Genomic DNA, 22851 nt, shown 5'->3' with positions numbered 1-22851 from the left:
TCAGACGGACGCCGTACGGCGGGCCAGCAGGGACCGGTGGATCTCCCCCGCCCGGATCGCGGTGGTGGACAGCAGGGTCGAGGTGAGTCCGTGGGTGTGCTCGGTGCCGCCCTGGAGGTAGATCCCGGCGGTGACATCGGGCGCGGTCTCCACGCGGTGGTCGCGCGAGACCCGGAGCGCGTCCCCGTCGTCCCGCAGACAGACCTTCGCCGCCTCGCCGAGCAGGGCGGTGAGGTCGCGGGGCCGGTAGCCGGTGGCGTGCACGAGCACATCGGCCTGGAGGAGCTGCTGCTCCCCGGTCGGCAGGAACTCCACCGCCACGTCGAGTCCTCCGTCACCGCGCTCGCGGACGCCGCGGATGCGGGAGACGTTGAGGAAGCGCAGCCGTTCCCGGCCGTTGACCTTCTCCTGGTACGCGGTGGCGTACAGGGACTCGATCAACTCCATGTCGACGACGGAGTAGTTGGTGGAGCGGTGATAGTCGAAGAGGGACTGTTTGACCTCGGAGGGTGCGACGAAGTACACGTCCACGGCCTCCGGGTCGAAGATGCGGTTGGCGAACGGGCTGTCGTCGGCCGGGGTGTAGCCGTACTTGGCGAACACCGCGCAGACCTCCGCCTCCGGGAAGGAGCGGTGCAGATAGTCGACGGTCTCGGCGGCACTCTGCCCCGCGCCGAGGACGACCACGCGACGCACCGGCTCACCGGAGGCGGCGAGTTCGGTCACGCGGGGCAGTAACTCGCTGTTGTGCCAGACGCGTTCGGAGAGGTCGACGCCGGGCGGCACATGCGGTTCCAGGCCGACCGCCACGCTGATGTCCCGGGCGCGATACGTCACATGACGGCCGGGCCGCTCCGGGTCCCGGCAGACGACCTCGAAGTGCGTGACCGCGCCCGTGTCGTCGCGCACGGGGTCGATGGCGGTCACCACGTGGTCGTACGCCACGAGGTGCCGCACCCGCTCGGCGGCCCACTCGAAGTACTCGTGGAACTCGACGCGGAGCGGGAAGAGGGTCTTCTGGTTCAGGAAGTCGATCAGCCGGCCACGCTCGCGCAGAAAGCACAGGAAGCTGAAGTCGCTGGCCGGATCGCGCAGCGTCACAAGGTCCTTGAGAAACGACACCTGCATCGTGGCGTCATCGATGAGCATGCCCCGGTGCCAGCCGAAACTTTGCTGGCGCTCAAGGAAGAGGGCGTTGGTCCGACTGTCGGCCGGCAGGTTCGCGTTGTGTTCGTCAATCGCTATGGCCAGGGCGAGATTTGACGGCCCGAAGCCGATTCCGAGGACGTCGTGGATGGTGTCCGATCCCGTGAGCGGTGACTTCACCGTGGCATCGCCTCCCTCAGGCAGCCACATGTTAGATAAGGTTAGCCTTACCTTGCAATGGAGCCTGCCGAAGGGGAGAACCGCATGCGCGTCGCCATGTTCGGCTATCAGACCTGGGGCCACCGCACACTCCAGGCCTTGCTGGACTCCGACCACGAGGTCGTCCTCGTGGTCACCCACCCCAAGAGCGACCACGCCTACGAGAAAATCTGGGGCGACTCCGTCGCCGAACTGGCCGAGAAGCACGACGTCCCCGTCCTTCTGCGCAACCGACCCGACGACCCCGAACTCCTCGCCGCGGTACGCGAGGCCAGGCCCGACATCCTCGTCGCCAACAACTGGCGCACCTGGCTGCCGCCCGAGATCTTCGACCTCCCCCCGCACGGCACGCTCAACGTCCACGACTCGCTGCTGCCGGCCTACGCCGGCTTCTCCCCCATCATCTGGGCGCTCATCAACGGCGAGGAGCGCGTCGGTGTCACCGCGCACCGCATGAACGCCGACCTCGACGCCGGGGACATCCTCGTGCAGCGCTCGGTGGTGGTCGGACCGACCGACACCGCAACGGACCTGTTCCACCGCACAGTCGACCTGATCGCCCCCATCGTGCGCGAGTCGCTCGACCTCATAGACTCCGGCAGGGCCGCCGCGCACTGGCAGACCCAGGACCGCCGCCGCGCGAGCTTCTTCCACAAGCGGTCCCCGCAGGACAGCCGCATCGACTGGAGCTGGCCCGCGGAGCGCCTGGAGCGCCTCGTCCGGGCCCAGTCGGACCCGTACCCGAACGCGTACACGTTCCATCGGGGCCGGCGGATCAGGATCGTCTCGGCCGCCGTCTCCGAGGGCCGCTACGGCGGCACACCCGGGCGCATCTTCATCCGCGAGGGCGACGGCGTGGTCATCGTGGCCGGCACGGACGCCCACAGCGGCCGCCACCCGGGGCTGGTCATCCGGCGACTGCGCACCGAGGACGGCACGGAGCACGCGGCAACCGACTACTTCCGCACCATGGGTGGCTATCTGACCGCTCAGCCGTGATCGAGCAACGTCAACTACGGCCAAAATCAAAGAAGTTGTCCGATACGCGTTGCTAAGGCAAGCCTTACCTTGCTTTACTGGCGCGCATGTCGAGAAAGCTTCTCAGCACCCTTCTCACCGTCGCCCTGGCGGCCGCCCTGGCAGCCTGCGGCTCCGTCGAAGACGACTCCAACGCCTCCACCGATGCCTCCGGCGACGCGAAGGCGGACGCCTCGTCCGCCTTCCCGGTGTCCATCAAGCACAAGTTCGGCACCACGAAGGTCACCGAGGCGCCGGAGCGGATCGTGGTGATCGGCAACGGCGGCACCGACGACATCGACGCCCTGTACGCCCTGGGCGTCACGCCGGTCGCCGTCTCCAAGGACGCCCTCAGCAAGGACGGCGTCTACCCGTGGCTGAAGGACAGGATCGACACCGAGAAGACCGAGCTCCTCGACACCCTGACCGCGGTCGACTACGAGAAGGTCGCGTCCCTCCAGCCGGATCTGATCCTCGCCACCTCCGACTTCACCCTGGACAAGGACTACAAGAAGCTCGCCGCGGTGGCGCCGACCATCGGCTACGAGACGGCGTGGGGGCAGCAGACCTGGCAGGAGCACGTCCAGGTGGTCGCCAAGGCCGTCGGCAAGGAGGAGCAGGGCGCGCAGGTCATCAAGGCGACCGAGGACAGCATCGCCGCGGTGAGGGCGAAGCACCCGAAGCTGGAGGGCAAGACCTACAGCCTGTCGATCGGAAACACTCCGGCCAAGATCTTCACCATCGCCTCCGAGGACGACTTCGCCGCCAAGCTGATGAGCGAGGTCGGAATGGGCCTGCCCCCGGCGGTGAAGAACATCAAGACGGTCAACGGCAGCCCCACGGGTGAGCTGTCCTTCGAACAGCTCGACAAGCTCGACGCCGACCTGGTCGTCATCGCGTTCACCACGCCGGACCTGAAGAAGGCCTTCGAGTCCAGTGACCTGGTGAAGAACATGTCCGCGGTGCAGGAGGACAGGTACGTCGTGACCGACGTCGCGACCATCAGCCAGCTGCGCAGCCCGTCCGCGCTCGGTGTCCCGTGGGCGCTGGGCAACCTGGAGCCCGGGTTCAAGAAACTCGACTGAACAGCCCGAGGGGGAACGGAGGAGGGGTGGGTGCCCGAACGGCACCCACCCCTCCTTCTCATGTGTCGCGCAGTGCGGAGTCGATCTCCGCCGCCGACATGTCCTCGATCTCCAGATGGATCGCGGCGACCTGTTCCAGCCGCCCCGGCGTCTCCTCCTCGGCAAAGAGCCGCTTGGCCATCCCGCCGGCCGTGAGGGTCGCGAACAGCGAGCGTACGGTCACCTCCGAGGTGTCCAGCGCCTCGCGCAGCCGGCCGACGATCACGGTGGCCAGCACCGAGTCGCCGCCGAGGGCGAAGAATCCGTCGTCGAGGCCGACGCGTTCGACGCCGAGGACGTCCTGCCAGACGCGGGCCACGACCGTCTCCAGGGCGGTGCCGGGTGCCCGGTGCGTGTCCGTCTCCGCCACCTGCCACAGCTCCTGTACGGCGCGCCGGTCGAGCTTGCCGTTGGAGGTGAGCGGCAGTTCCTCGGCCACGGCGATCCGGGCCGGGACCATGTGCGGCGGCAGCACGGAGCGTGCCCACTCCCGCAGCTCCTCCTCGGCCGTATCCGCGTAGGCGGCGACGGCGGCCGCGAGCTGGACGCCCTGGCCCCGGGTCAGCCCGGCGACGGCACGTCGTACGGCGGGGTGACCGGCGAGCGCCGCCTCGACCTCGCCCAGTTCGATCCGGAACCCGCGCACCTTGACCTGGTGGTCCCGGCGGCCGAGGAACTCCAGGGTGCCGTCCGGCCAGTACCGCGCGAGGTCACCGGTGCGATACCAGCGCAGCCCGTCCGCCTCGGTGAACTTCTCAGCCGTGCGGGACGGATCGGCCCGATAGCCGAGCGCCACCCCCTCCCCGCCGATCCACAGCTCCCCCGGCACCCAGTCCGGGCAGTCCCGTCCGTGTACGTCGACGACCCGGCAGCGGACGTTGCGCAGCGGTGTGCCGTACGGCACCGCCCGCCAGTGCGCGGGGACTTGATGCACCGTCACCTCACAGACGGTGGAGTGGATGGCGGTCTCCGTCGTCCCGCCCAGTCCCGTGAACCGGCAGCCCGGCGCCCGTTCGGCCAGCCGCCCCGGCAGGTCGGTGCCGACCCAGTCGCCGCCGAGCAACACGGCGCACAGGCCGGTGAGTTCACCGGGTGCGGTGGCGAGGAGGAGCATGTCGAGGAGTGAGGGTACGCAGTTGAGGACGGTCACTGCGTGCGTGCGCACCAGGTCGGCCCACTGGCTCGCCTCACGCCGGTCGCCGTCGTCCACGAGGACAACCGCGCCGCCCGCACTCAGCAGCCCGAAGGTGTCGTACACGGAAAGGTCGAAGTCCAGGGCGGACAGGGCGAGACAGCGGTCCGACGTGCCCACTCCGAAGCGGTCGTTGAGGTCGTCGATGGTGTTCATGGCCGCGCGGTGCGGCACTTCCACGCCCTTGGGCTCGCCGGTCGAGCCCGAGGTGAAGAGCACGTAGGCGGGCTGCTCCTCGTCGGCCGCCACAGGTTCCGTCAGGGGCGCCGAGCGCACCGCCTCCGCGAGCGGCACGGCATCGACGCCTTCGACCGGGCGTCCGTCGGTCAACGCGACGCGGAACCCGGCCGTTGTGCGGATACGGTCGCGGCGGGCCGCAGGCTGCTCGACGCCGATCGGCACGTAGGCGGCGCCGGCGGCCAGCACGCCCAGCACGGCGGTGAGCTGGTCGGGGCCCTTGGGGAGACTGACCGCGACCGTGTCGCCGGAGCGTACGCCCCGCTCCACCAGCGCGCCGGCAGCTCGAAGCGAACGATCCGCCAACTCGCCGTAGGAGAGGGCGCCTTCGGAGGCCCACAGCAGTGCGGGAGCGTCCGGCTGCTCGGCTGCCCGCTCGAAGAAGCCCTGGTGCAGCAGCCGGTGGGTGCGCGGCCCCTCGGTGGCGTTCACCTTGGCGCGGACCGCGGACTGCTCGGCCGGCAGCAGGGCAGGCAGCGGCTGCTCCCAGACCGTGTCGTCGGTGCCGAGCCGGGTGACGAGCCCGTGGAAGGCGGCGAACATCGCGTCGACCATGCCGGCCGGGAAGGCGTCCTCACGGACGTCCCAGTTGACGAGCAGGCCGCCGTCGACCTCGGTCACCTGGGCGTCGAGGAGTACCTGCGGCCCCTGGGAGATGATCCAGACGGGCTTGCCGAAGGACTTCCGTACGCCCGAGTCGAAGAGCTCGCCGAGATTGAGCGCGCTCGTGAACACCACGGGCGCCAGGACCTGTTCACCGTTCTGCCGGGACAGGTCCCGCAGGACCTCGACGCCGGAGTAGTCGGAGTGGGCCGCGTCGGTGTGCATACGGTCCTGGAGGCGCCGCGCGTGCTCGGTGAACGAGCCCGGCTCGACCAGGTCGACGTCGAGCAGCACCGAGCTGGTGAAGTCGCCGACGAGCAGGTCGACGTCGGGGTGGGAGCCCCTGCGGTCGAACATCGGCACGTTCAGCAGGAAGCGCGGCTGTCCGCTCCAGGCGGCCAGGACTTCCGAGAAGGCAGTCGCCACCGCCATGGCCGGGGTCAGCCCGTGCTGGTGGGCGCGCGCGGTCAGCCGTCGCTTCTCCTCCGGCGGCAGCCAGTGATGCCGGCGGGTCACCCGGGTCGGGTCGGTGCGCTCCGGCTCGGGTACCAGCGGCAGTTCGGGTGCGCTCGGCAGCTCGGGGATCCGCCGCTGCCACCACTGCTGTGCCTGCTCCCGGCTCAGCCGCCGTACGTCCGTGCGCTCCGCGAGGTACTCCGGGTAGCTGGTGCGGATCGGGGGGAGCGATGCGGCGGGGTTCTCGTAGAGCTTGGCGAGGTCGGAGAGCAGCACGCGGTAGCTGAGGGCGTCGGCGGCGAGCATGTCGACGTCGACGTGCAGCCGGCTCGCCCCCTCGGGCAGCAGCGAGAGCTGCACGGAGAACACCTCGCCGGCCGCGATGTCCAGGCGGGCGTGCGAGGCGGAGTGCCGGACGTCCTCCAGTGCGGCCGTCGCCGCGTCGGCGTCCAGGGTGCGCAGGTCGTTGACGACGGTCGCGGGCAGCGCGAGGTCGGGCAGGATCTGCTGGCGGCCGTCGTCGGTGAAGCGGGCGCGGAGCATGCCGTGGCGGGCCGCCAGGGCTCGTACGGCCGTGTCCAGCCGTTCCGGGTCGACGCCCGAGCCGTCGAACTCGACGTAGAGGTGGGCGGCGACGGAACCGAAGGTGGTCTCGTCGCCTCGGCCGATCCAGTAGGCGTGCTGCATGACGGCCAGCGGGAAGGGCTCACGGGGTTCGGGGGCGGGGGGCGGCAGGGTCGGCGTCCGCTCTGCGGGCTGCGCCGCGGCCGGGACGTGGGCGGCCAGCAGCTCTCGCCAGGCGCGCAGGGTCGGTTCCTTGGCCAGTTCGGCGAAGCTGACCCGGACGCCTTGCTTGCGCCAGCCGCCCGCGATCTTCATCAGGGTGATCGAGTCCAGACCCCAGGCGATGAGGCTGTCGTCGTCGCTCGGTGCTGCCTCCGAGCCGAATGTGTCGGTGACCGAGCGGAGCAGCTCGTCCGCGGTCGGGTGGTGCTGCGTCACCGGTTCCTCCGAAGTCGTCCAGTCGTCCGTGATGGCTCAGAAGTCGTCGAAGTCGTTCTCGAAGTCGTCGATGTCCGCCTGGGTCAGTTCGACCAAGGGCAGGTCCGACGGGGTGAGGCCGCCCGCGGGGGCCTCCTCGGCGTGCCGGGCGAGGCCGTGCAGGGCGCGCTCCCAGAGGCCGAGCAGCTCACTCGCCTCGGACTCGGTCAGGGACGCGCCCGGCCAGGACGCGGAGACATGCAACCGGACATCGTCCGCCTCCTCGACGGCCACGGCGTTGATCTCCAGTCCGAAGGCCACGGGCCGCCCGCTGTCCCCGCCGTCCGGCGGCGGCACCGGCAGCATGGGGGCCTCGGGGGCCAGCTCCCAGGGCTCGCCCGCCGGGCCGGACGCGGTGAATCGGCCGAGGTAGTTGAAGAGGACCTGCGGCCGCGGCAGTTTCTCCAGGGCGGGCGCGGTGTCCGGGTTGAGGTGGCGCAGGAGGCCGTATCCGAGTCCGTGGTCCGGTACGGCGCGCAGCTGTTCCTTGATCCGCTTGAGCGCCGTGCTCGCGGCGGGTCCACCGGACAGGGCCTCGTCGAGGTCGAGCGGGCCGGGGTCGATGCCGATCGGGTGGAAGGTGGTGAACCAGCCGACCGTGGCCGACAGATCGACGCCCTCGGCGATGCCCTCCTCGCGCCCGTGCCCCTCCAGAGCGACGAGCAGCGAACCGCCGGTCAGGTCGCCGCGCTGCTCCCGCCAGGCCGCTGCGGCCAGTGCGAAGGCAGTGAGCAGGACGTCGGGGACGGCCGCATGGTAGGCGGCGGGCACCGCGGTCAGCAGCGGTCCGGTGATCGCGGGCGGGAGCACCAGCCTCTGCTCCCGCAGCGTGCCACCGGCGTCGACGGTGCGATCGAGCAGCGGCCGGCCGCTCTCCAACACCTCTGTCCACCAGGGCACTTCGCGCACCCGCTCGGCCTTGCGGGCCTCCTCACCGAGGAGCCTGCTCCAGGTTCGGAAGGACGTGCCGGTGCGCGGGGCGGTCCGCCCGGACTGCCAGGCCTCCGCCAGGTCGGAGGTGATGATCCGCCAGGACACGCCGTCGACGACCAGGTGGTGGGCCACCAGGAGCAGTCGGCCGGTGTCGGTGAACCAGACGGCCTGCAGCATGCGCCCGGCCGCGGGGTCGAGCCGGGCCACGGCGGCGGCCAGCTGATCGTCGAGCGCCGCCTCCCGCACCTGGCTCAGCACATCGCCCGCACGCACCGCTCCTTCGGCAGGCACCGCCAACTGGTCGGTCAGCCGGGCGCGGAGCATGTCGTGGCGGTCCAGTACCGCTTGGAGTACGTCGACGACGGCGTCGTGGGTGAGGTCCCGCGGGGTCACCAGCAGGACCGCCTGGGCCAGACCGTCGTAGGAACCGTCGGGGCCGGCCGTCCAGCGCATGATCGGGGTCAGGTCCGTCTCGCCGACCGGCTCGTCGACGAGGCCGGTGTCGGTGGGCTCGGCGGACGCGGCCGCCAGGCCTGCCGGGGTCGGCGTCTGGAAGACCTGCCGGGGGCTGAGGGAGATACCGGCCTTGCGGGCCAGGGTCACCAGCCGGATCGAGACGATGCTGTCGCCGCCCAGTTCGAAGAAGTTGTCGTCGACGTCGACACGCCCCAGCCCGAGGACGGATCCGAACAACTCGCAGAGCCGCCGTTCGCGTTCATTGGCAGGCTCCCGAGCCGGTGCACCGGGAGCCGTCGTCTCCGGCGCGGGCAGCGAGCCGCGGTCGACCTTGCCGGAGGGCAGCAGCGGGAAGGCGTCGAGGGCGGTGAGCGTGCGCGGCACCATGTGCTCGGGCAGCCGTTCCCGGACCCAGCCGTGCAGGTCGCCGAGGCCACCGGCGGCCAGGTAGTACCCGGCGAGCTGCTTGACGCCCGGCGCGTCCTCCCTGATGACGACGACCCCGCGCCGGACGCCCGGATGCTGTTCGAGGATCGCCTCGATCTCCTCCAGCTCGACGCGCATGCCGCGGATCTTCACCTGGTTGTCCGCCCGGCCGAGGAACTCCAGGGTGCCGTCGCGCTGCCACCTCACCAGGTCGCCGGTGCGGTAGAGCCGTTCGCCGGGCGGGCCGAAGGGGTCGGCGACCCAGTGGTCGGCGGTGCGGCTCGGGTCGTTCACATAGCCGCGGCCGAGGTAGACGCCACCGGCGTACAGCTCGCCGGGCACCCCGACCGGGGTGGGCTGCAACCGGTCGTCGAGGACGTGGAGCCGGGTGTTGCCGTTGGGCCGCCCGATGGAGACGGCACTGCGGATCGCGCCGGTTCGGTAGACGACATGGCTGACGCCGATGGTGGCCTCGGCCGGCCCGTACCCGTGGTACATCACCGCCGGGCTCGCGGCGCGGAAGCGGGCGAACAGCTCGGGCGTGAGCACCTCACCGCCGCACCACACGTGCTTGAGCGAGCGGGCCCGCCGTGCGAACCCGTCCAGCTCCAGCAGGAGGTCGAGCATCGAGGAGACGAGGTAGGTGAAGGTGACCCGGTGCCGCTCGACGGTGTCGAGGAGGTAGTCGACGTCGCGTTCGCCTCCCGGCTCGGCGATCACCACCCGGCCGCCGTTCACCAGCGGAAGGAAGATCTCGTTGATGGAGATGTCGAAGCCGAGCGGCGCCTTGAACAGGGCCGCGTCCCCGGTGCCGAAGCCGAGCAACTCGCGCTGCCACAACAGCCGGTGCGCGATGGCCCGGTGGCGGATCATGGCGCCTTTGGGGACGCCGGTGGAACCGGAGGTGTAGATGACGTACGCGAGGCCTTCGGGATCGACGGGGACGGCCGGGTTCTCCGGCTCCTGCGGCCCGTCCAGCCGCACCTCCACGAACGGCGGGGCGTCGTCGGCGAGGACGGCTCCGTCACCCTGCTTGCCCAGCACCGCCGTCAGCGTCGCGCTCCGGCACACCTCGGCGATCCGGCGCGCCGGCCAGGACGGCTCCAGCGGGACGAAGGCCCCGCCCGCCTTCAGCACGGCGAGCAGCCCCACGACCATCTCCACCGAGCGTTCCAGATGGATGCCGACGCGGCGCTCGGGCCCGACGCCCAGCGACGTCAGCTGCCGGGCAAGGGCGTTGGCGCGGGCGTTGAGCCCGGCGTACGTCAGTCGCGTACCGCCCTCGATGCCGTACTCCACGGCGGCGAGGTCGGGAGTCCTCGCCGCCTGCTCCTCGACCAGGGCGGTCAGGGTGGTGGCGGGCATGGGGTGCGCGGTGTCGTTCCACTCCCCCAGCATCAGGGAGCGCTCGCGCGGGGTGAGGACGTCGGCCAGGGTCACCGGCAGGTCCGGACTCCCGGCCAGCTCGCCGAGCAGCCGCACGAACCGCTCGACCATGTCCTGCGCGGTCTCGTGGTCGTACAGGTCACAGCTGAAGACGAGCGCGCCGGTGATGCCGTGGCCGTCCTGCCGTTCGAAGACGTGGAAGGCGAGGTCTGTCTTCGCCGTGTAGAAGTCGACGCGCAGTTCACCGAGTGTCAGCCCTGCGAAGTCCCGTGTCCCGTCCGGGGCTTGCTGATGGGCGAGCATCACCTGGAACAGCGGGTGGCGGCCCATCGAGCGGGTCGGGGCGAGCGCGTCCACCAGTCGTTCGAACGGCAGGTCCTGGTGGGCGTAGGCGTCCACGTCGGTCTCGCGCACACGGGCGAGCAGCGTGCGGAACGTCGGGTCGCCGGAGATGTCGGTGCGCAGCACCAGGGTGTTGACGAAAAGGCCCACGAGATCGTCGAGGCCCGTGTCGCCCCGTCCGGCGACCGGGGTGCCGAGGGGGATGTCGTCGCCCGCACCCAGCCGGCCCAGCAGGACCGCGAGGGCGGCCTGAAGCGCCATGAAGACGGTGCCGCCGGTCTCGGCGGCCAGGTCTCGTAGCCTGCGGTGAAGCTCCGCGTCGAGGGTGAAGTCCACGGCACCGGCCCGGTAGCCGGCAACGGCCGGGCGCGGTCGGTCCGCGGGGAGTTGGAGTTCCTCCGGGAGCCCCTCCAACTGCCTTACCCAGTAGTCCAGTTCGGACTCTGCAACGCCACCTTCGCCCAGCAACAGCCGCTGCCAGAGCGTGTAGTCGGCGTACTGCACGGCGAGCGGCGGCCATGCGGGCCGGGTGCCGCGCGTCCTCGCCGCGTAGGCAGTCTCCAGGTCGAGCAGCAGTGGTTCCGCGGACCAGCCGTCGGTGGCGATGTGGTGGACGAGCAGGAACAGGACGTGCTCGTCGGGAGCGAGGGCGTACAACGTCGCCCGTACGGGGATCTCGGCGTCCAGCGCGAAGGAGTACCGGGCGGCCTCGCTCAGCAGTGTGCCGAGTTCCGCCGGGCGGGTCGGCACCACCTCGAAGGGGACGGCCGCCTCCGGCAGGATTCGCTGGCAGGGCGCCCCGTCTGTGTCCGGGAATACCGTCCGCAGCGCTTCATGCCGGGCCACGACATCGTGGAGTGCCGTTCGCAGCGCATCGGCGTCCAGTGCTCCGGTGAGGCGTACGGCGGTGTGGATGTTGTACGTCGGACTCGGGCCCTCCAGCCGGTGGAGGAACCACAGCCTCGCCTGCGCCGAGGACAGCGGCACCAGGTCCGGGCGGCGGGCCGCACGCAGCGCGGGGCGTCGCTCGGTGACCGTGGCCTCCAGGAGCGGGGCGAGCGCGGCCACGGTCGGCGTGTCGAAGACCGCCCGCAGCGGGACGGCGGCGCCGAGCTCGGCCCGGATACGGGCGACCAGGCGCGTGGCCAGGACGGAGTGGCCCCCGAGGGCGAAGAATTCGTCGTGGACACCGACCGAGGGCAGCCCGAGCAGGTCGGCGAACAGGGCGCACAGGGTCGCCTCAGCCTCGGTGCGCGGAGCGGTGGCGGTGGTGAGGTCGGAGAGGTCGGGGGCGGGCAGGGCCGCGCGGTCGAGTTTGCCGTTGGGGGTGAGCGGCAGTTCATCGAGGATCACGACGGCGGCAGGGAGCAGGTGCTCCGGGAGCGTCGCCTTGAGGTCCTGCCGGATCCGCAACGGTTCCAGCGTGGTGCCGGGCTGGGATACGGCGTAGGCGACCAACCGCGGGTCGCTCGGCTGATCCTGACGTACCGTCACTGCCGCCTGGGACACGCCGGGCAGCGCGGCCACGGCCGCCTCGGTCTCGCCCGGCTCGACGCGGAAGCCGCGGATCTTCACCTGGTCGTCGGCCCGGCCGAGGAACTCCAGCGCCCCCTGCGCGCTCCAGCGCACCAGGTCGCCGGTGCGGTAGAGGCGGGAGCCGGGCGGGCCGTACGGATCGGCGACGAAGCGGTCGGCGGTCAGGCCGGGGCGGCGGAGGTAGCCGCGGGCGAGCTGGGCGCCGCCGAGGTAGAGCTCGCCGGGGATGCCGGGCGGGACCGGGCGCAGGTGGGCGTCCAGGACGAGGGTGCGGGTGTTCCACACCGGGCGGCCGATCGGTACGGGACCGGTGGCGGACCTCGTCCCCTCGGCGCACGGCCAGGCGGTGACGTCCACGGCGGCCTCGGTGGGCCCGTACAGGTTGTGCAGCTGGGTTCCGGGCAGCGACTCGGCGCAGCGCTCGGCGAGTTCGGCGGGCAGGGCCTCGCCGCTGCACACCAGCCGGCGCAGGACGCCTCGGGCCTGTTCGGCGGCAGGGTCGTCGAGGAAGACCCGCAGCATCGAAGGGACGAAGTGCGCGGTCGTGACGCGCCGGTCGCGGATCAGCTCGGCGAGGTAGCCGGGGTCGCGGTGGCCGCCGGGACGGGCGAGCACGAGTTCGGCCCCGGTGATCAATGGCCAGAAGAACTCCCAGACAGAGACGTCGAAACTGGCCGGCGTCTTCTGCAACACCCGGTCCTCAGGCCCGAGTTCGTATGCCTCCTGCATCCAGAGCAGCCGGTTGACGATCCCGGCGTGCGGGACGACGGCTCCCTTGGGGCGGCCCGTGGAGCCGGAGGTGTAGATGACGTAGGCGGGGTGCTCGGGGCGCAGGGGCTGGAGGCGGTCGGCGTCGGTGAGTTCGGCGGAGTCGAAGGCGGTGGTGCCCGTGCCCGTGTCCGTGCCCGTGCCCGTGTCGAGCACGAGCAGCGGTACTCCGGGGGGCAGGATTCGGGCCGTGTCCGCGGCGGTCAACACGAGCGTGGGCGCCGCGTCCTCCACCATGAACGCGAGCCGCTCTGCCGGGTAGCCGGTGTCCAGTGGGACGTAGGCGGCACCGGCCTTCAGCACGGCGAGGAGCGCCACCACGAGGTCGGTTCCGCGGTCCAGGGCCATCCCCACCAGGTGCTCGGGGCCGACGCCGTGGGAGATCAGCAGCCGGGCGAGGCGGTTGGCGCGGGTGTGCAGTTCGGCGTAGTCGAGGGCGGGCCGACCGTCGTCGGCGAGGAGGGCGGGCGCGTGGGGGGTGCGGGCGGCCTGCTCGTCGAGGAGGCCGGTGAGGTGGGTGCCGGGAACCGGATGTTCGGTGGTGTTCCATTCCTCCAGGACCTGGTGCTGCTCGGACACGGTCATCAACGGCAGCCGGGAGAGCGCCAGTTCGGGGTCGGCGAGTGCTTCGGCGAGGAGTGTCTCCAGATGCCGGAGCAGTCGGTCGACGGTGTCCGGGGTGAACAGGCGGCTGCGGTAGGTGGCCTCGATCCGCAGACGGCCGCCGGTGAGGAACGCTTCCAGGGAGAGGTCGAACTGCGTGGTGTCGTTGTGGACGGTCTCCCATTCCGCCGTCACCCCTGGCAGCTGCGGGCCTTCGAGTCCCTGGGTGAGGAAGAGGAGCATGACGTCGAAGTAGACGGAGCGCCCCGGCTGACGCTCCGGCCCCAGCTGCTCCACCAGCTTGTCGAAGGGCATGTCCTGGTGGGCGTAGCCCTCCGTGCACAACTGCCGTACCCGCTCGACGAGTTCGGCGAAGCCTGGGTCGCCGACGAGATCGGCGCGCAGGGCGAGCGTGTTGCCGAAGTTGCCGATCAGCTTTTCGAGACCCGGGACGTCGCGGTTCATGACGGCCGAGCCGATCGGGATGTCGGTGGCGCCGGTGATGCGGTGAAGCAGGGCCGACAGCCCGGCGAACAGCACCATGAAGGGGGTCGCGCCGGCGCCCCGCGCGAAGGCGGTGAGCCGGTCGCTGACGTCGGGGGCGAAGGTGTGGAAGCGGCGGTCGCCGTGCGCGGTGGGGCGGGCGGAGCGTGGGGCGTCGGTGGGCAGGGCAAGAGGGCGAGGCGCGGGGACCAGGGCGGTTCGCCAGTGGTCGAGGTGCTCGGCGAGTCGCTCGTCGGTCCAGGTGGCGTGCTGCCAGTGCGCGAAGTCGCCGTACTGGAGCGGTAGTTGTCCGAGCCCCGACCGTTCTCCGGTGGCCGCCGAACGGTAGAGGGCGCTCAGGTCTCGGGAGAGTGCGTTGAACGTCCCTCCGTCCCAGGCGATGTGATGGACGGTCAGGATCAGGGTGTGGTCCTGTTCCGCGCACTGGACGAGCAGGGTGCGCAACGGGTGGTCGGCGGCCAGGTCGAAGGCGGCCGCCGAGGCGGTGCGGGCGAGATCCGTCGCCCGGCGGTCCCGCTCCTCATCCGGCAGTGCGCGCAGGTCGGCGGTGGCGAAGTCGACCTCCGCCACGGCGTCCACGATCTGCTCCGGCGTGCCGTCCTCGGCGGCAGGGTAGCGGGTGCGCAGTACCTCGTGGCGGTCGATCAGGCCCTGTAAGGCCGTGCGGAGTGCGCCCGGGTCGAGGGGGCCGCGCAGGCGGATGGCCAGACAGACGTTGTACGCGGGGCTGGCCGGGTCGAGCTGCTGGAGCAGCCACATCCGGGACTGGGCGTACGACAGCGGCAGCCGGGCCGTGTCCGCGGGGCGTCGTGGAATCCGATCGGAGCGGGCCGCGGTGTCGGCCAGGCCGGCGCTCTCCAGCCTGCGGCGCAGAAGTTCGCGCCTGCGGGCCGCGAGGTCGGCGGTGGGGGTCTCCGTCACTGGTCTCCGCCTTTCAGGAGCAGTTCGAGGGACGTGGTCCAGAGCGCGGCCAGCCGTTGGATCTCCGCGTCGGTGACGAGCCGTTCCGGCCACTGCCAGCACACCGACAGCTCGGTTCCGGTGATCACCGCGTCGACGACGAGGGCGTAGGGGGCGGGCATCTCGGGGTCGGCGCCGCTGCCCATGGCCCCGGTCTCGGGGGCGCTCGTGAACAGGGGAGTCTCCTGGCGCTCGCCCATCGTCATCCGGCCCAGGTAGTTGAACTGGATCTGCGGCTCGGGGAGTGGGGAGAGCTGGGCGGCCGTGTCCGGGTTGAGATGACGGAGCAGGCCGTAGCCGATTCCCTTGTCGGGCAGGGCGGCCAGCTGGTCGCGGATGCGTCGCACCTGGTCCGCTCCGGGCGCGGCGCCGGGGTCCAGCCGGACCGGGAAGACGCTGGTGAACCAGCCGAGGGTGCTGGACAGGTCGGCCCCGGGCAGGAGGTGTTCCTCGCGGCCGTGGCCCTCCAGGGCGATCAGGAGGGACGAGTCGGTCGGGTCGGGGGAATCGGGTGCGGTGCGCCAGGCCGGTACCGCCAGCGCCAGCGCGGTGAGCAGCACGTCCTGGACGGCAGTGGCGGTCAGGGGTGCGGTGAGGTCCGGGCCCAGCGTGATCCAGTGTCTGCGGATCGTTGCCCTGGTGTCCCGTGCTTGGTCGAGTGGTCCTCCTCCGAGAGGCGGCTCGGGCCGGTCCAGCACGCCCTTCCAGAAGGTGAGTTCGGCCGCTCGGCCCGGTGCCAGGTCCTGCAGTGCCCGCGCCCACTCGCGGAACGACGTGCCCACGGGCGGCAGGTCCCTGCCCTCCCGGGCTGCGGCCAGGTCGGCGACCAGAACGCCCCAGGACGCCGCGTCGGTCACCAGGTGGTGCAGCACGACCAGGAGCCGTCCCTCGCGACCGGGGCCCGCGTCGAACCACAGGAACCGCGCCATCGCCCCGGACGCCGGGTCGAGCTCGGCGACCAGCTCGTCGAACGCCTCCGGCACCAGCGTGCCGATCGCCGTGTGGTCCAGCCGCTCGGCGTCGATCCGCCGTACGCAGTCGGCAGCGCGGGCCGAGCCCACGGGAGCGGCCTCGAAGCGCCACGCGCCGTTCTCGGCCAGGGCGAAGGTTGAGCGCAGCAGGTCGTGCCGGTCCAGGACGGACTGGACGATGCGGTGCAGCTCGTCGAGGTCCAGGTCGGCGGGGGTACGGAGGAACCGCGCCTGGCTCAGTGCGCGCAGCGGCCCGCCCTGCTCCGTCAGCCAGGCCAGCACGGGGGTGAGGGGGATGTCGCCGGTTCCCGCGTCGGGGTCGGCGGCCCGGCGTACGGCTGTGCCTGCGCGTTCGGCGGCGTCGACCCGTTCGGCGAGTTCCGCGATCGTGGGACGCTCGAACACGTCGCGCGGTGAGATCGCCAGACCTGCCGCCCGCGCCTGGCTGACCAGCCGCATGGAGACGATGCTGTCGCCGCCGAGGGCGAAGAAGCTGTCGTGCACGCCTACGGTGTCCAGCCCGAGCACCTCGGCGAACAGCGTGGCGAGCCGCTCCTCGACGGGGTTCCGGGGCGGCTGCCCGGCCGGCCCCGCGGACCGGGAGGGGGCCGGGAGCGCGGCGGTGTCCAACTTGCCGTTGAGGGTGAGCGGGAACCCGTCCACCGGGACGAACGCCGACGGCACCATGTAGTCGGGCAGTACGCCGGCCACGGCGCGGCGCAGCAGCTCGGCCGTGTCCTCGGCCCTCTCGGTCGGCGGCGCGCAGAGGATGACGTAGGCGACCAGGCGCCGCACGCCGGGCGTGTCCTCGCGGACGACGACCGCTGCGCGCTCGACCAGGCCGTGCTCCAGCAGGACGGCCTCGATCTCGCCGGGTTCGATCCGGTAGCCCCTGATCTTGACCTGGTCGTCGACCCGGCCCAGGCACTCCACCAGGCCGTCGGCGGTCCAGCGGGCGATGTCGCCCGTGCGGTACATGCGCGCGCCGGGGTCCGCGGAGAACGGGTCGGCGACGAAACGGCTCGCGGTGGCGGCCGGTTGGCCGAGGTAGCCGCGCGCCAGGCCGGCGCCCGCCACGTACAGCTCGCCCTCGACGCCGACCGGTGCGGGATTGAGGTGCCCGTCCAGGATGTAGAGGGTGCCGCCCGCCACGGGGCGGCCGATGGCGGGGCGCTCGGCGCGGGCGAGGTCGCAGTCCGCGGAGTCGACGGTGCACTCGGTGGGGCCGTAGAGGTTGTGCGCGGCGAGTCCGTCGGTGTTGCGCAGGGTGCGCCACAGGTCCGGCGGAACCGCCTCTCCGCCTACGCCCAGCACCTTCAACTCGGCCTGCCAGTCGCCCCCTTGAGCGACCAGCTCGCCGAGCAGCGACGGGGACAGCTCGATGAACTCGATGCCGTGCCGGCTGAGGAAGTCCCGTAGGGCGGCGGGGTCCCGGCGGACGTCCTCGGGCACCATGTGCAGCTCGTGTCCGGCGAACATCCACAGCATGGGCTGCCAGGACGCGTCGAAGGCGATGGGCCAGGCGTGGCCGATCCTCAGAGGGCGTCCGCCCACCGCCGTGGAGGCCGGTTCGTGCAGGGCGGCGTTGTGGGCGGCGAAGAGGTTGGCTATGGCTCGCTGCGGGATCACCACCGCTTTGGGGCGGCCGGTGGAGCCGGAGGTGTAGATGACGTAGGCGGGGTGCTCGGGGAGGAGGGGGGATTGGCGGTCGGCGTCGGTGAGGTTGGCGGTGGGTGTGTTCGCGAGGAGTTGACGGGTGTCGGGAGCGTCGAGGAATACGCAGGGGACGGAAGGGAACACCGGAGTCGTCGTAGTGACAAGAGCCACCGGACTCGCGTCCGCCAGCATCCCGGCGAGCCGCTCTTGTGGCCAGGCGGGGTCAAGTGGCAGATAGGCGGCGCCCGCCTTCTGGATCGCCAGCAGGACCGCCATGATGTCCGGGGTCGGCGGCAGGGCGAACGCCACGATCCGTTCCGGTCCGGCGCCCAACTCGACCAGGTGTCGGGCCAGTTGATTTGCCGCCGTGTTCAACTGCTCGAACGTCAGGCTCTGTCCGTCCCCCACCACCGCCACCGCGTCCGGCGTCCGCGCCGCCTGCGCCTCGAACGCCTCGGGCATCGTGCGGTACCGCCCCGGCAGCCGCTCCCCCGCCCCGCCCGCCAGCAGGGCAGCACGCTCCTCGGGGGCGAGGACGTGCAGGGCGGCCAAGGGGGCTTCCGGGTCTGCCAGTACGGCGAGGACCAGGCGCTCGAAGCGTCCGGCGAGTTGCTCCACCGTCGTGCGGTCGTAGCAGTCGGGGCGGAACTCGAAGACGACGCCGAGCTGTTGCTCGGCAAGCACGGCCAAGGTCAGTGGATAGTGGGTGGCTCCCGCGCCCTTGACCTCGACGATCCGGAGGCCGGCGGACGCCTCCGCCTCGGCGACCGCGGTCTCGTCGATGGGGTAGTTCTCGAAGACGAGCAAGGTGTCGAAGAGGTCGCCCGTGCCTGCGATGCGCTGGATCTCCGTCAGGCCGAGGTGCTGATGGCCCATCAGCCTCGACTGCTCGTCCTGGAGGCGGCGCAGGAAGGCACCCGCCCGCTCGCCGGGCGGTACGGTCACCCGGACCGGCACGGTGTTGATGAACAGGCCGATCATGGACTCCACACCGGCGAGTTCGGCGGGCCGGCCCGCCACGGTCGCGCCGAACACCACGTCGGTCCGGCCGGTCAGCCGCGCCAGCAGCAGCGCCCACAGCCCCTGCACGACGGTGTTGACGGTGACACCCCGGCTCCTCGCGAAGTCCTGTACACGGCCGGTCAGTTCCTCGGTCAGCCGGACGGTGTGCAGCTCGGGTGGCACCGGGACCAGCCCGGCGGCCGAGGACGCCAGGACCGTCGGTGTCGCCCCGGCCAGGGCCGTACGCCAGGCGTCGGCGGAGGCCTCCCGGTCCTGGGAGGCGAGCCAGGCCAGGAAGTCCCGGTACGGCCTCACGGCGGGCAGCGGGGCCGTGGTGCCGGGGGCGAGTTGAGCGGCGTAGAGCTGGAGAAGTTCGCGGACCAGCAGCGGGATGGACCAGCCGTCCAGCAGGAGGTGGTGGTTGGTGAGGACCAGCAGCCAGCGGTCGGGGGCCAGTTCGGTGAGCGTGAGGCGCAGCAGGGGTGGGTCGGTGAGGTCGAAGCGGGCTGAGGCGTCCGCTTCGATCATCCGGGACAGCGCCGCGTCGTCGGAGGCCCAAGCTTCGGTCCAGTGCACGGGGACCTGCTTGAGCACCACCTGCACCGGTTCATCGAGGTCCTCGTGCAGGAAGGCACTGCGCAGGTTGGCGTGCCGGGCGAAGAGCTCCTCGGCGGCGGTGCGCAGCAGGGCGGGTCGCAGGGGGCCCTCGATCTCCACCAGGGACTGCATGGTGTAGACGTCCTGGGCGCCCTCGTCGAACAGGGCGTGGAACAACAGGCCCTGTTGGAGCGGGGAGAGCGGCAGAACGTCTTCGACCAGGGAACCGTCGTCCCCGGGTGCCTTGCTCATCGAGTCCTCCACCTCGCCTTGACGTTGTCGAGCTGCGACTGGCTGAGTGACACGAGCGGGGCGCCGGTCGGAGTGAACTCCTCGGGCGTGGGGCCGGTTTCGTCGGGCAGGGCCCGGGCGAGAGCGGCCGGGGTGCGGTGGGTGAAGACGTCCCGTGGGGACAGGGCGAGTCCTGCTCTGCGGGCGCGGTCGGCCAGCCGGACCGAGACGATGCTGTCGCCGCCGCGTTCGAAGAAGTCGTCGTGGACGCCGACCCGTTCCAGCCCGAGCACCTCCGCGAACAGCCCGCACAGCACCTTCTCCGGTTCGGTGCGGGGCGGTTCGAAGGTGGACGTCTCCGTGAAGTCGGGGGCCGGCAGGGCGCGCCGGTCGAGCTTGCCGCTGGGGGTGAGCGGCAGCTCGTCCAGGACCACTACGGCCGACGGGACGAGGTGACCGGGGAGCCGCTCGGCGAGGGCGCGGCGCAGGGCGAGGGGTTCGGGTTCGTGGGTGGTGGTGCCGGGGGCTGCCACGACGTAGGCGACCAGGCGGTGGGGCGCTGAGCCGTCCTGTCCGGCCACGACCACGGCCCGGCCGACACCCGGCAGTGCGCGTACGGCCGCCTCGATCTCGCCGGGTTCGACCCTGAAGCCCCGGATCTTCACCTGGTCGTCGGCCCGGCCGAGGAACTCCACGGTGCCGTCCAGCCGGAGCCTGGCCAAGTCGCCGGTGCGGTACAGGCGGCTGCCCGGTGGGCCGAAGGGGTCGGCGACGAAGCGTTCGGCGGTGCGGCCGGGTTGGTCGAGGTAGCCGCGGGCCAGGCCGTCGCCGGCCAGGTACAGCTCGCCGACCGCGCCGAAGGGGGACGGCCGTAGGAACGGGTCCAGGACATGGGCGCGGGTGTTGGCGATCGGCCGGCCGAGGGGAACCGCGCCTTCGCCGCCGTCGTGGACGTGGATCAGGCTGTCGCCCGCCGCCTCGGAGCAGCCGTAGAGGTTGACCAGCCGGGCCCGGGGCCAGCGCCGTGTGATGGCCTCGGCCAGTTCGCCGGGGAGGGTTTCGCCACTGGAGATCCAGGTGCGGACGGAGGAGAAGGCGTCCGGCGGGGCGGATTCGACGAGGGTGGTGTACAGGCTGGGCACTGCGGTGAGGAGCGTTGCCTCGTGGCGGTCGGCGAGGGCGGCGAGGGCCGTCGGGTCGCCGGTCGTCTCGTCGTCGGCCAGTGCCACCGCGTCGCCCGCTATCAGCGCGCCGAGCAGTTCGGTGAGGCCGTCGATGAAGCTCAGGGGGCTCTTCGAGACACGGACGCCGGGCGAGGCGTCGCCCAGCTCGCGGCCCCAGGTGAGGCGGTTGGCCAGTGCCCGCTGGGTTCCGATCACGCCCTTGGAGCGGCCTGTGGAGCCCGAGGTGAAGATGACGTACGCGGGGTGTTCGGGCGACAGCTGCGGTCGACGCTGTCGGCCTACGGCGGCCTCCGCGTCCGGCGGGCACACCAACTCCCGCCTGATGACGAGCTGTTGTGCGGTCGGCGGATCGCAGATCACCAGGCGGGGCTGGGCATCGTCGAGCATCAGCGCGATGCGGTCGGGCGGGTAGCCGGGGTCGGCCGGCATGCAGGCGGCTCCGGCCTTCAGTACCGCGAGGAGTGCGGTCACCAGGGCCGGGCTGCGAGGCAGGGCCACGCCGATCACGGACTCGGGGCCGGCACCGCGCGCGGTGAGCGCGGCAGCCAACCGGTCGGCGCGGGCGTCGAGTTCGGCGAAGGTCAGGGTGGTGTCGCCCTGGAGGACGGCGACGGCATCGGGGGTGCGGGCCGCCTGGTCCTCGAACAGGGCGCGGACCGTTGAGTGCGGGAAGGAGGGATCGTGCGGGAGGGAGAGATCACGCCGGGCGTGGGGCTCGTCGACCGGCGGGACACCGAGGCGGGCGATGGGGGTTGTCGGCGCCTGAGTGAACTCCCCTATGAGAAAGGTGAGTTGTTCGGCAACGCGAGTCACCGCGGCACGGTCCAGCACGGTCGGCCGGTGGCTGAGGGTGAGTGTCAGCCGGGGGCCGGGCAGGGCGGTGAGGGTCAGCGGGTAGTGGGTGGCGTCGTGGACCGAGACCGCGGTCATGCGCAGTCCGTCGGGACCGAGCGCACGGGCGATGCCGTCGTCGTCGATGGGGTAGCTCTCGAACACCAGCAGGGTGTCGAAGAGGACGGTCTGCCCGGCGGCGCGCTGGATGTCCGCGAGTCCGAGGTGCCGGTGGTCGAGGAGGGCGGACTGCTCGGACTGGAGCCGGACGAGCAGGTCCGCGAGCGGCTCCCCCGGCCGTAACTGCACGCGGACCGGCAGGGTGTTGATGAAGAGGCCGACCATGGCGTCGATGCCGGGGACGTCTGCGTCGCGGCCGGAGACGGTGGCACCGAGGACGACGTCCGTGCGGCCGGTCAGCCGGCCCAGCAGGACGGCCCACAGGCCCTGGAGGACGGTGCTGACCGTGAGTCCGTGGGTACGGGCGGCCGCGATCAGCGCCTCGGTGGACTGCTCGGAGAGTTCCCACGCCAGCCGCTCGGGCTCCTCGGCCGGGAGGTTCCGTGCCTCGGGAGCGATGAGTGACGGCTCGTCAAGTCCGTTCAGCGCGGCCTGCCATGACCGCTCGGCGGCCGCTCGGTCCTGACGGGCGAGCCAGGCCAGGTAGTCGCGGTAGGGGCGGACATGGGGCAGGGATTCGAGGTCGCCGCCCGAGGTGTAGAGCTGGAAGAGTTCGCGCACCAGGACGGGTGCGGACCAGCCGTCCCAGAGCAGGTGGTGCGAGGAGATCACCAGGCGGTGGTGCCCCTCGTCGAAGATGACCAGCCGGAAACGGACCAGCGGTGGGCGGGCCAGGTCGAACCGCTCGGCCCGGTCCTGCGCCAGGAGCCTCTCGAAGGCGGGCCCGCGCTCGTCCGCGGGCCGGGAGGACAGGTCGGTGACCTGCCAGGGAACCTTGACCGCACTCCTGATCACCTGGACCGGCCGTCCGGAGCGCTGCGAGCGGAACGCGGCGCGCAGGTTGGCGTGCCGGGCGAGGAGCTTCTCGACGGCCACCCGCATGCGCCGTTCGTCCAACGGCCCTTCGAGACGGAGGGTCATCCGGCCGGTGTAGACGTCGTGGCCCTGTTCGTCGTACAGGGCGTGGAAGACCATCCCCTCCTGCATGGGCGACAGGGGGAGGACGTCCTCCACGGCCGGGCGGCCGGCCATCAGCCCTCGGCCCGGCGCATGGTCTCGGCCAGGCTGCGCGGGCGCATGTCCGTCCAGTGCCGCTCGACGTACTCCAGGCAGGCTGCCCTGTCGCCGGGTCCGTGCACCGACGACCAGCCCTCGGGTACGGGCGCGAAGTCCGGCCACAGGGAGTGCTGGCCCTCGTCGTTGACCAGGACGCGGAAGACGCCGCTGTCGTCGTCGAAGGGGTTGGCCAT

Annotated in this window: 8 protein-coding genes; 2 read left to right on the top strand and 6 right to left on the bottom strand. The window is 71.7% G+C overall.

Annotation, left to right across the window (positions count from 1 at the left end; all coding sequences use genetic code 11):
• The gene (locus OG331_RS43305; RefSeq protein ID WP_406207536.1) at positions 1–1326 is read right to left on the bottom strand and encodes a lysine N(6)-hydroxylase/L-ornithine N(5)-oxygenase family protein; all 1326 of its coding nucleotides are present in this window, start codon (positions 1324–1326) and stop codon (positions 1–3) included.
• Between the two features lie 84 nt (positions 1327–1410).
• On the opposite strand from OG331_RS43305, the gene OG331_RS43300 reads away from it, so the two are divergent.
• Positions 1411–2364 carry a methionyl-tRNA formyltransferase gene (locus OG331_RS43300; RefSeq protein ID WP_406207533.1) on the top strand — a complete coding sequence of 318 codons (954 nt, stop codon included), beginning with the start codon at positions 1411–1413 and terminating at the stop codon, positions 2362–2364.
• An 86-nt stretch (positions 2365–2450) separates the two neighbouring features.
• Positions 2451–3467 (top strand): iron-siderophore ABC transporter substrate-binding protein, encoded by a 1017-nt coding sequence (locus tag OG331_RS43295; protein ID WP_406207531.1) that lies wholly within the window; start codon positions 2451–2453, stop codon positions 3465–3467.
• Between the two features lie 58 nt (positions 3468–3525).
• Here the strand turns inward: OG331_RS43295 and OG331_RS43290 are convergent, their stop codons facing one another.
• Genes OG331_RS43290 through OG331_RS43270 form a run of 5 tightly spaced genes read right to left on the bottom strand, consistent with a single transcriptional unit; the run spans position 3526 to position 22851 of the window.
• Positions 3526–6996 (bottom strand): amino acid adenylation domain-containing protein, encoded by a 3471-nt coding sequence (locus tag OG331_RS43290; protein WP_406207528.1) that lies wholly within the window; start codon positions 6994–6996, stop codon positions 3526–3528.
• A gap of 36 nt (positions 6997–7032) precedes the next feature.
• Positions 7033–14910 carry an amino acid adenylation domain-containing protein gene (locus OG331_RS43285; RefSeq protein ID WP_406207525.1) on the bottom strand — a complete coding sequence of 2626 codons (7878 nt, stop codon included), beginning with the start codon at positions 14908–14910 and terminating at the stop codon, positions 7033–7035.
• On the bottom strand, positions 14907–19427 hold the full coding sequence (locus OG331_RS43280) for an amino acid adenylation domain-containing protein (protein ID WP_406207523.1): 4521 nt from the start codon (positions 19425–19427) through the stop codon (positions 14907–14909). Before OG331_RS43280 ends, OG331_RS43285 begins: the two co-directional genes overlap by 4 nt.
• Positions 19424–22633, bottom strand: a complete 3210-nt coding sequence (locus OG331_RS43275) for an amino acid adenylation domain-containing protein (RefSeq protein WP_406207520.1) — start codon at positions 22631–22633, stop codon at positions 19424–19426. Before OG331_RS43275 ends, OG331_RS43280 begins: the two co-directional genes overlap by 4 nt.
• Complete coding sequence (locus OG331_RS43270; protein WP_406207517.1) at positions 22633–22851, bottom strand: MbtH family protein; 219 nt, start codon at positions 22849–22851, stop codon at positions 22633–22635. The genes OG331_RS43275 and OG331_RS43270 overlap by 1 nt, the downstream gene beginning before the upstream one ends.

It is taken from the genome of Streptomyces sp. NBC_01017 (genome assembly GCF_045162795.1).
In the GTDB taxonomy this organism is placed as follows: Bacteria; Actinomycetota; Actinomycetes; order Streptomycetales; family Streptomycetaceae; genus Streptomyces; species Streptomyces machairae.
This window is presented reverse-complemented; position numbering and strand designations above follow the sequence as displayed.

Coding starts and splice junctions, on each gene's coding strand:
- OG331_RS43300 (WP_406207533.1), top strand. CDS start 1,411: ATGCGCGTCGCCATGTTCGGCTATCAGACCTGGGGCCACCGCACACTC.
- OG331_RS43295 (WP_406207531.1), top strand. CDS start 2,451: ATGTCGAGAAAGCTTCTCAGCACCCTTCTCACCGTCGCCCTGGCGGCC.
- OG331_RS43280 (WP_406207523.1), bottom strand. CDS start 19,427: ATGAGCAAGGCACCCGGGGACGACGGTTCCCTGGTCGAAGACGTTCTG.
- OG331_RS43275 (WP_406207520.1), bottom strand. CDS start 22,633: ATGGCCGGCCGCCCGGCCGTGGAGGACGTCCTCCCCCTGTCGCCCATG.
- OG331_RS43270 (WP_406207517.1), bottom strand. CDS start 22,851: ATGGCCAACCCCTTCGACGACGACAGCGGCGTCTTCCGCGTCCTGGTC.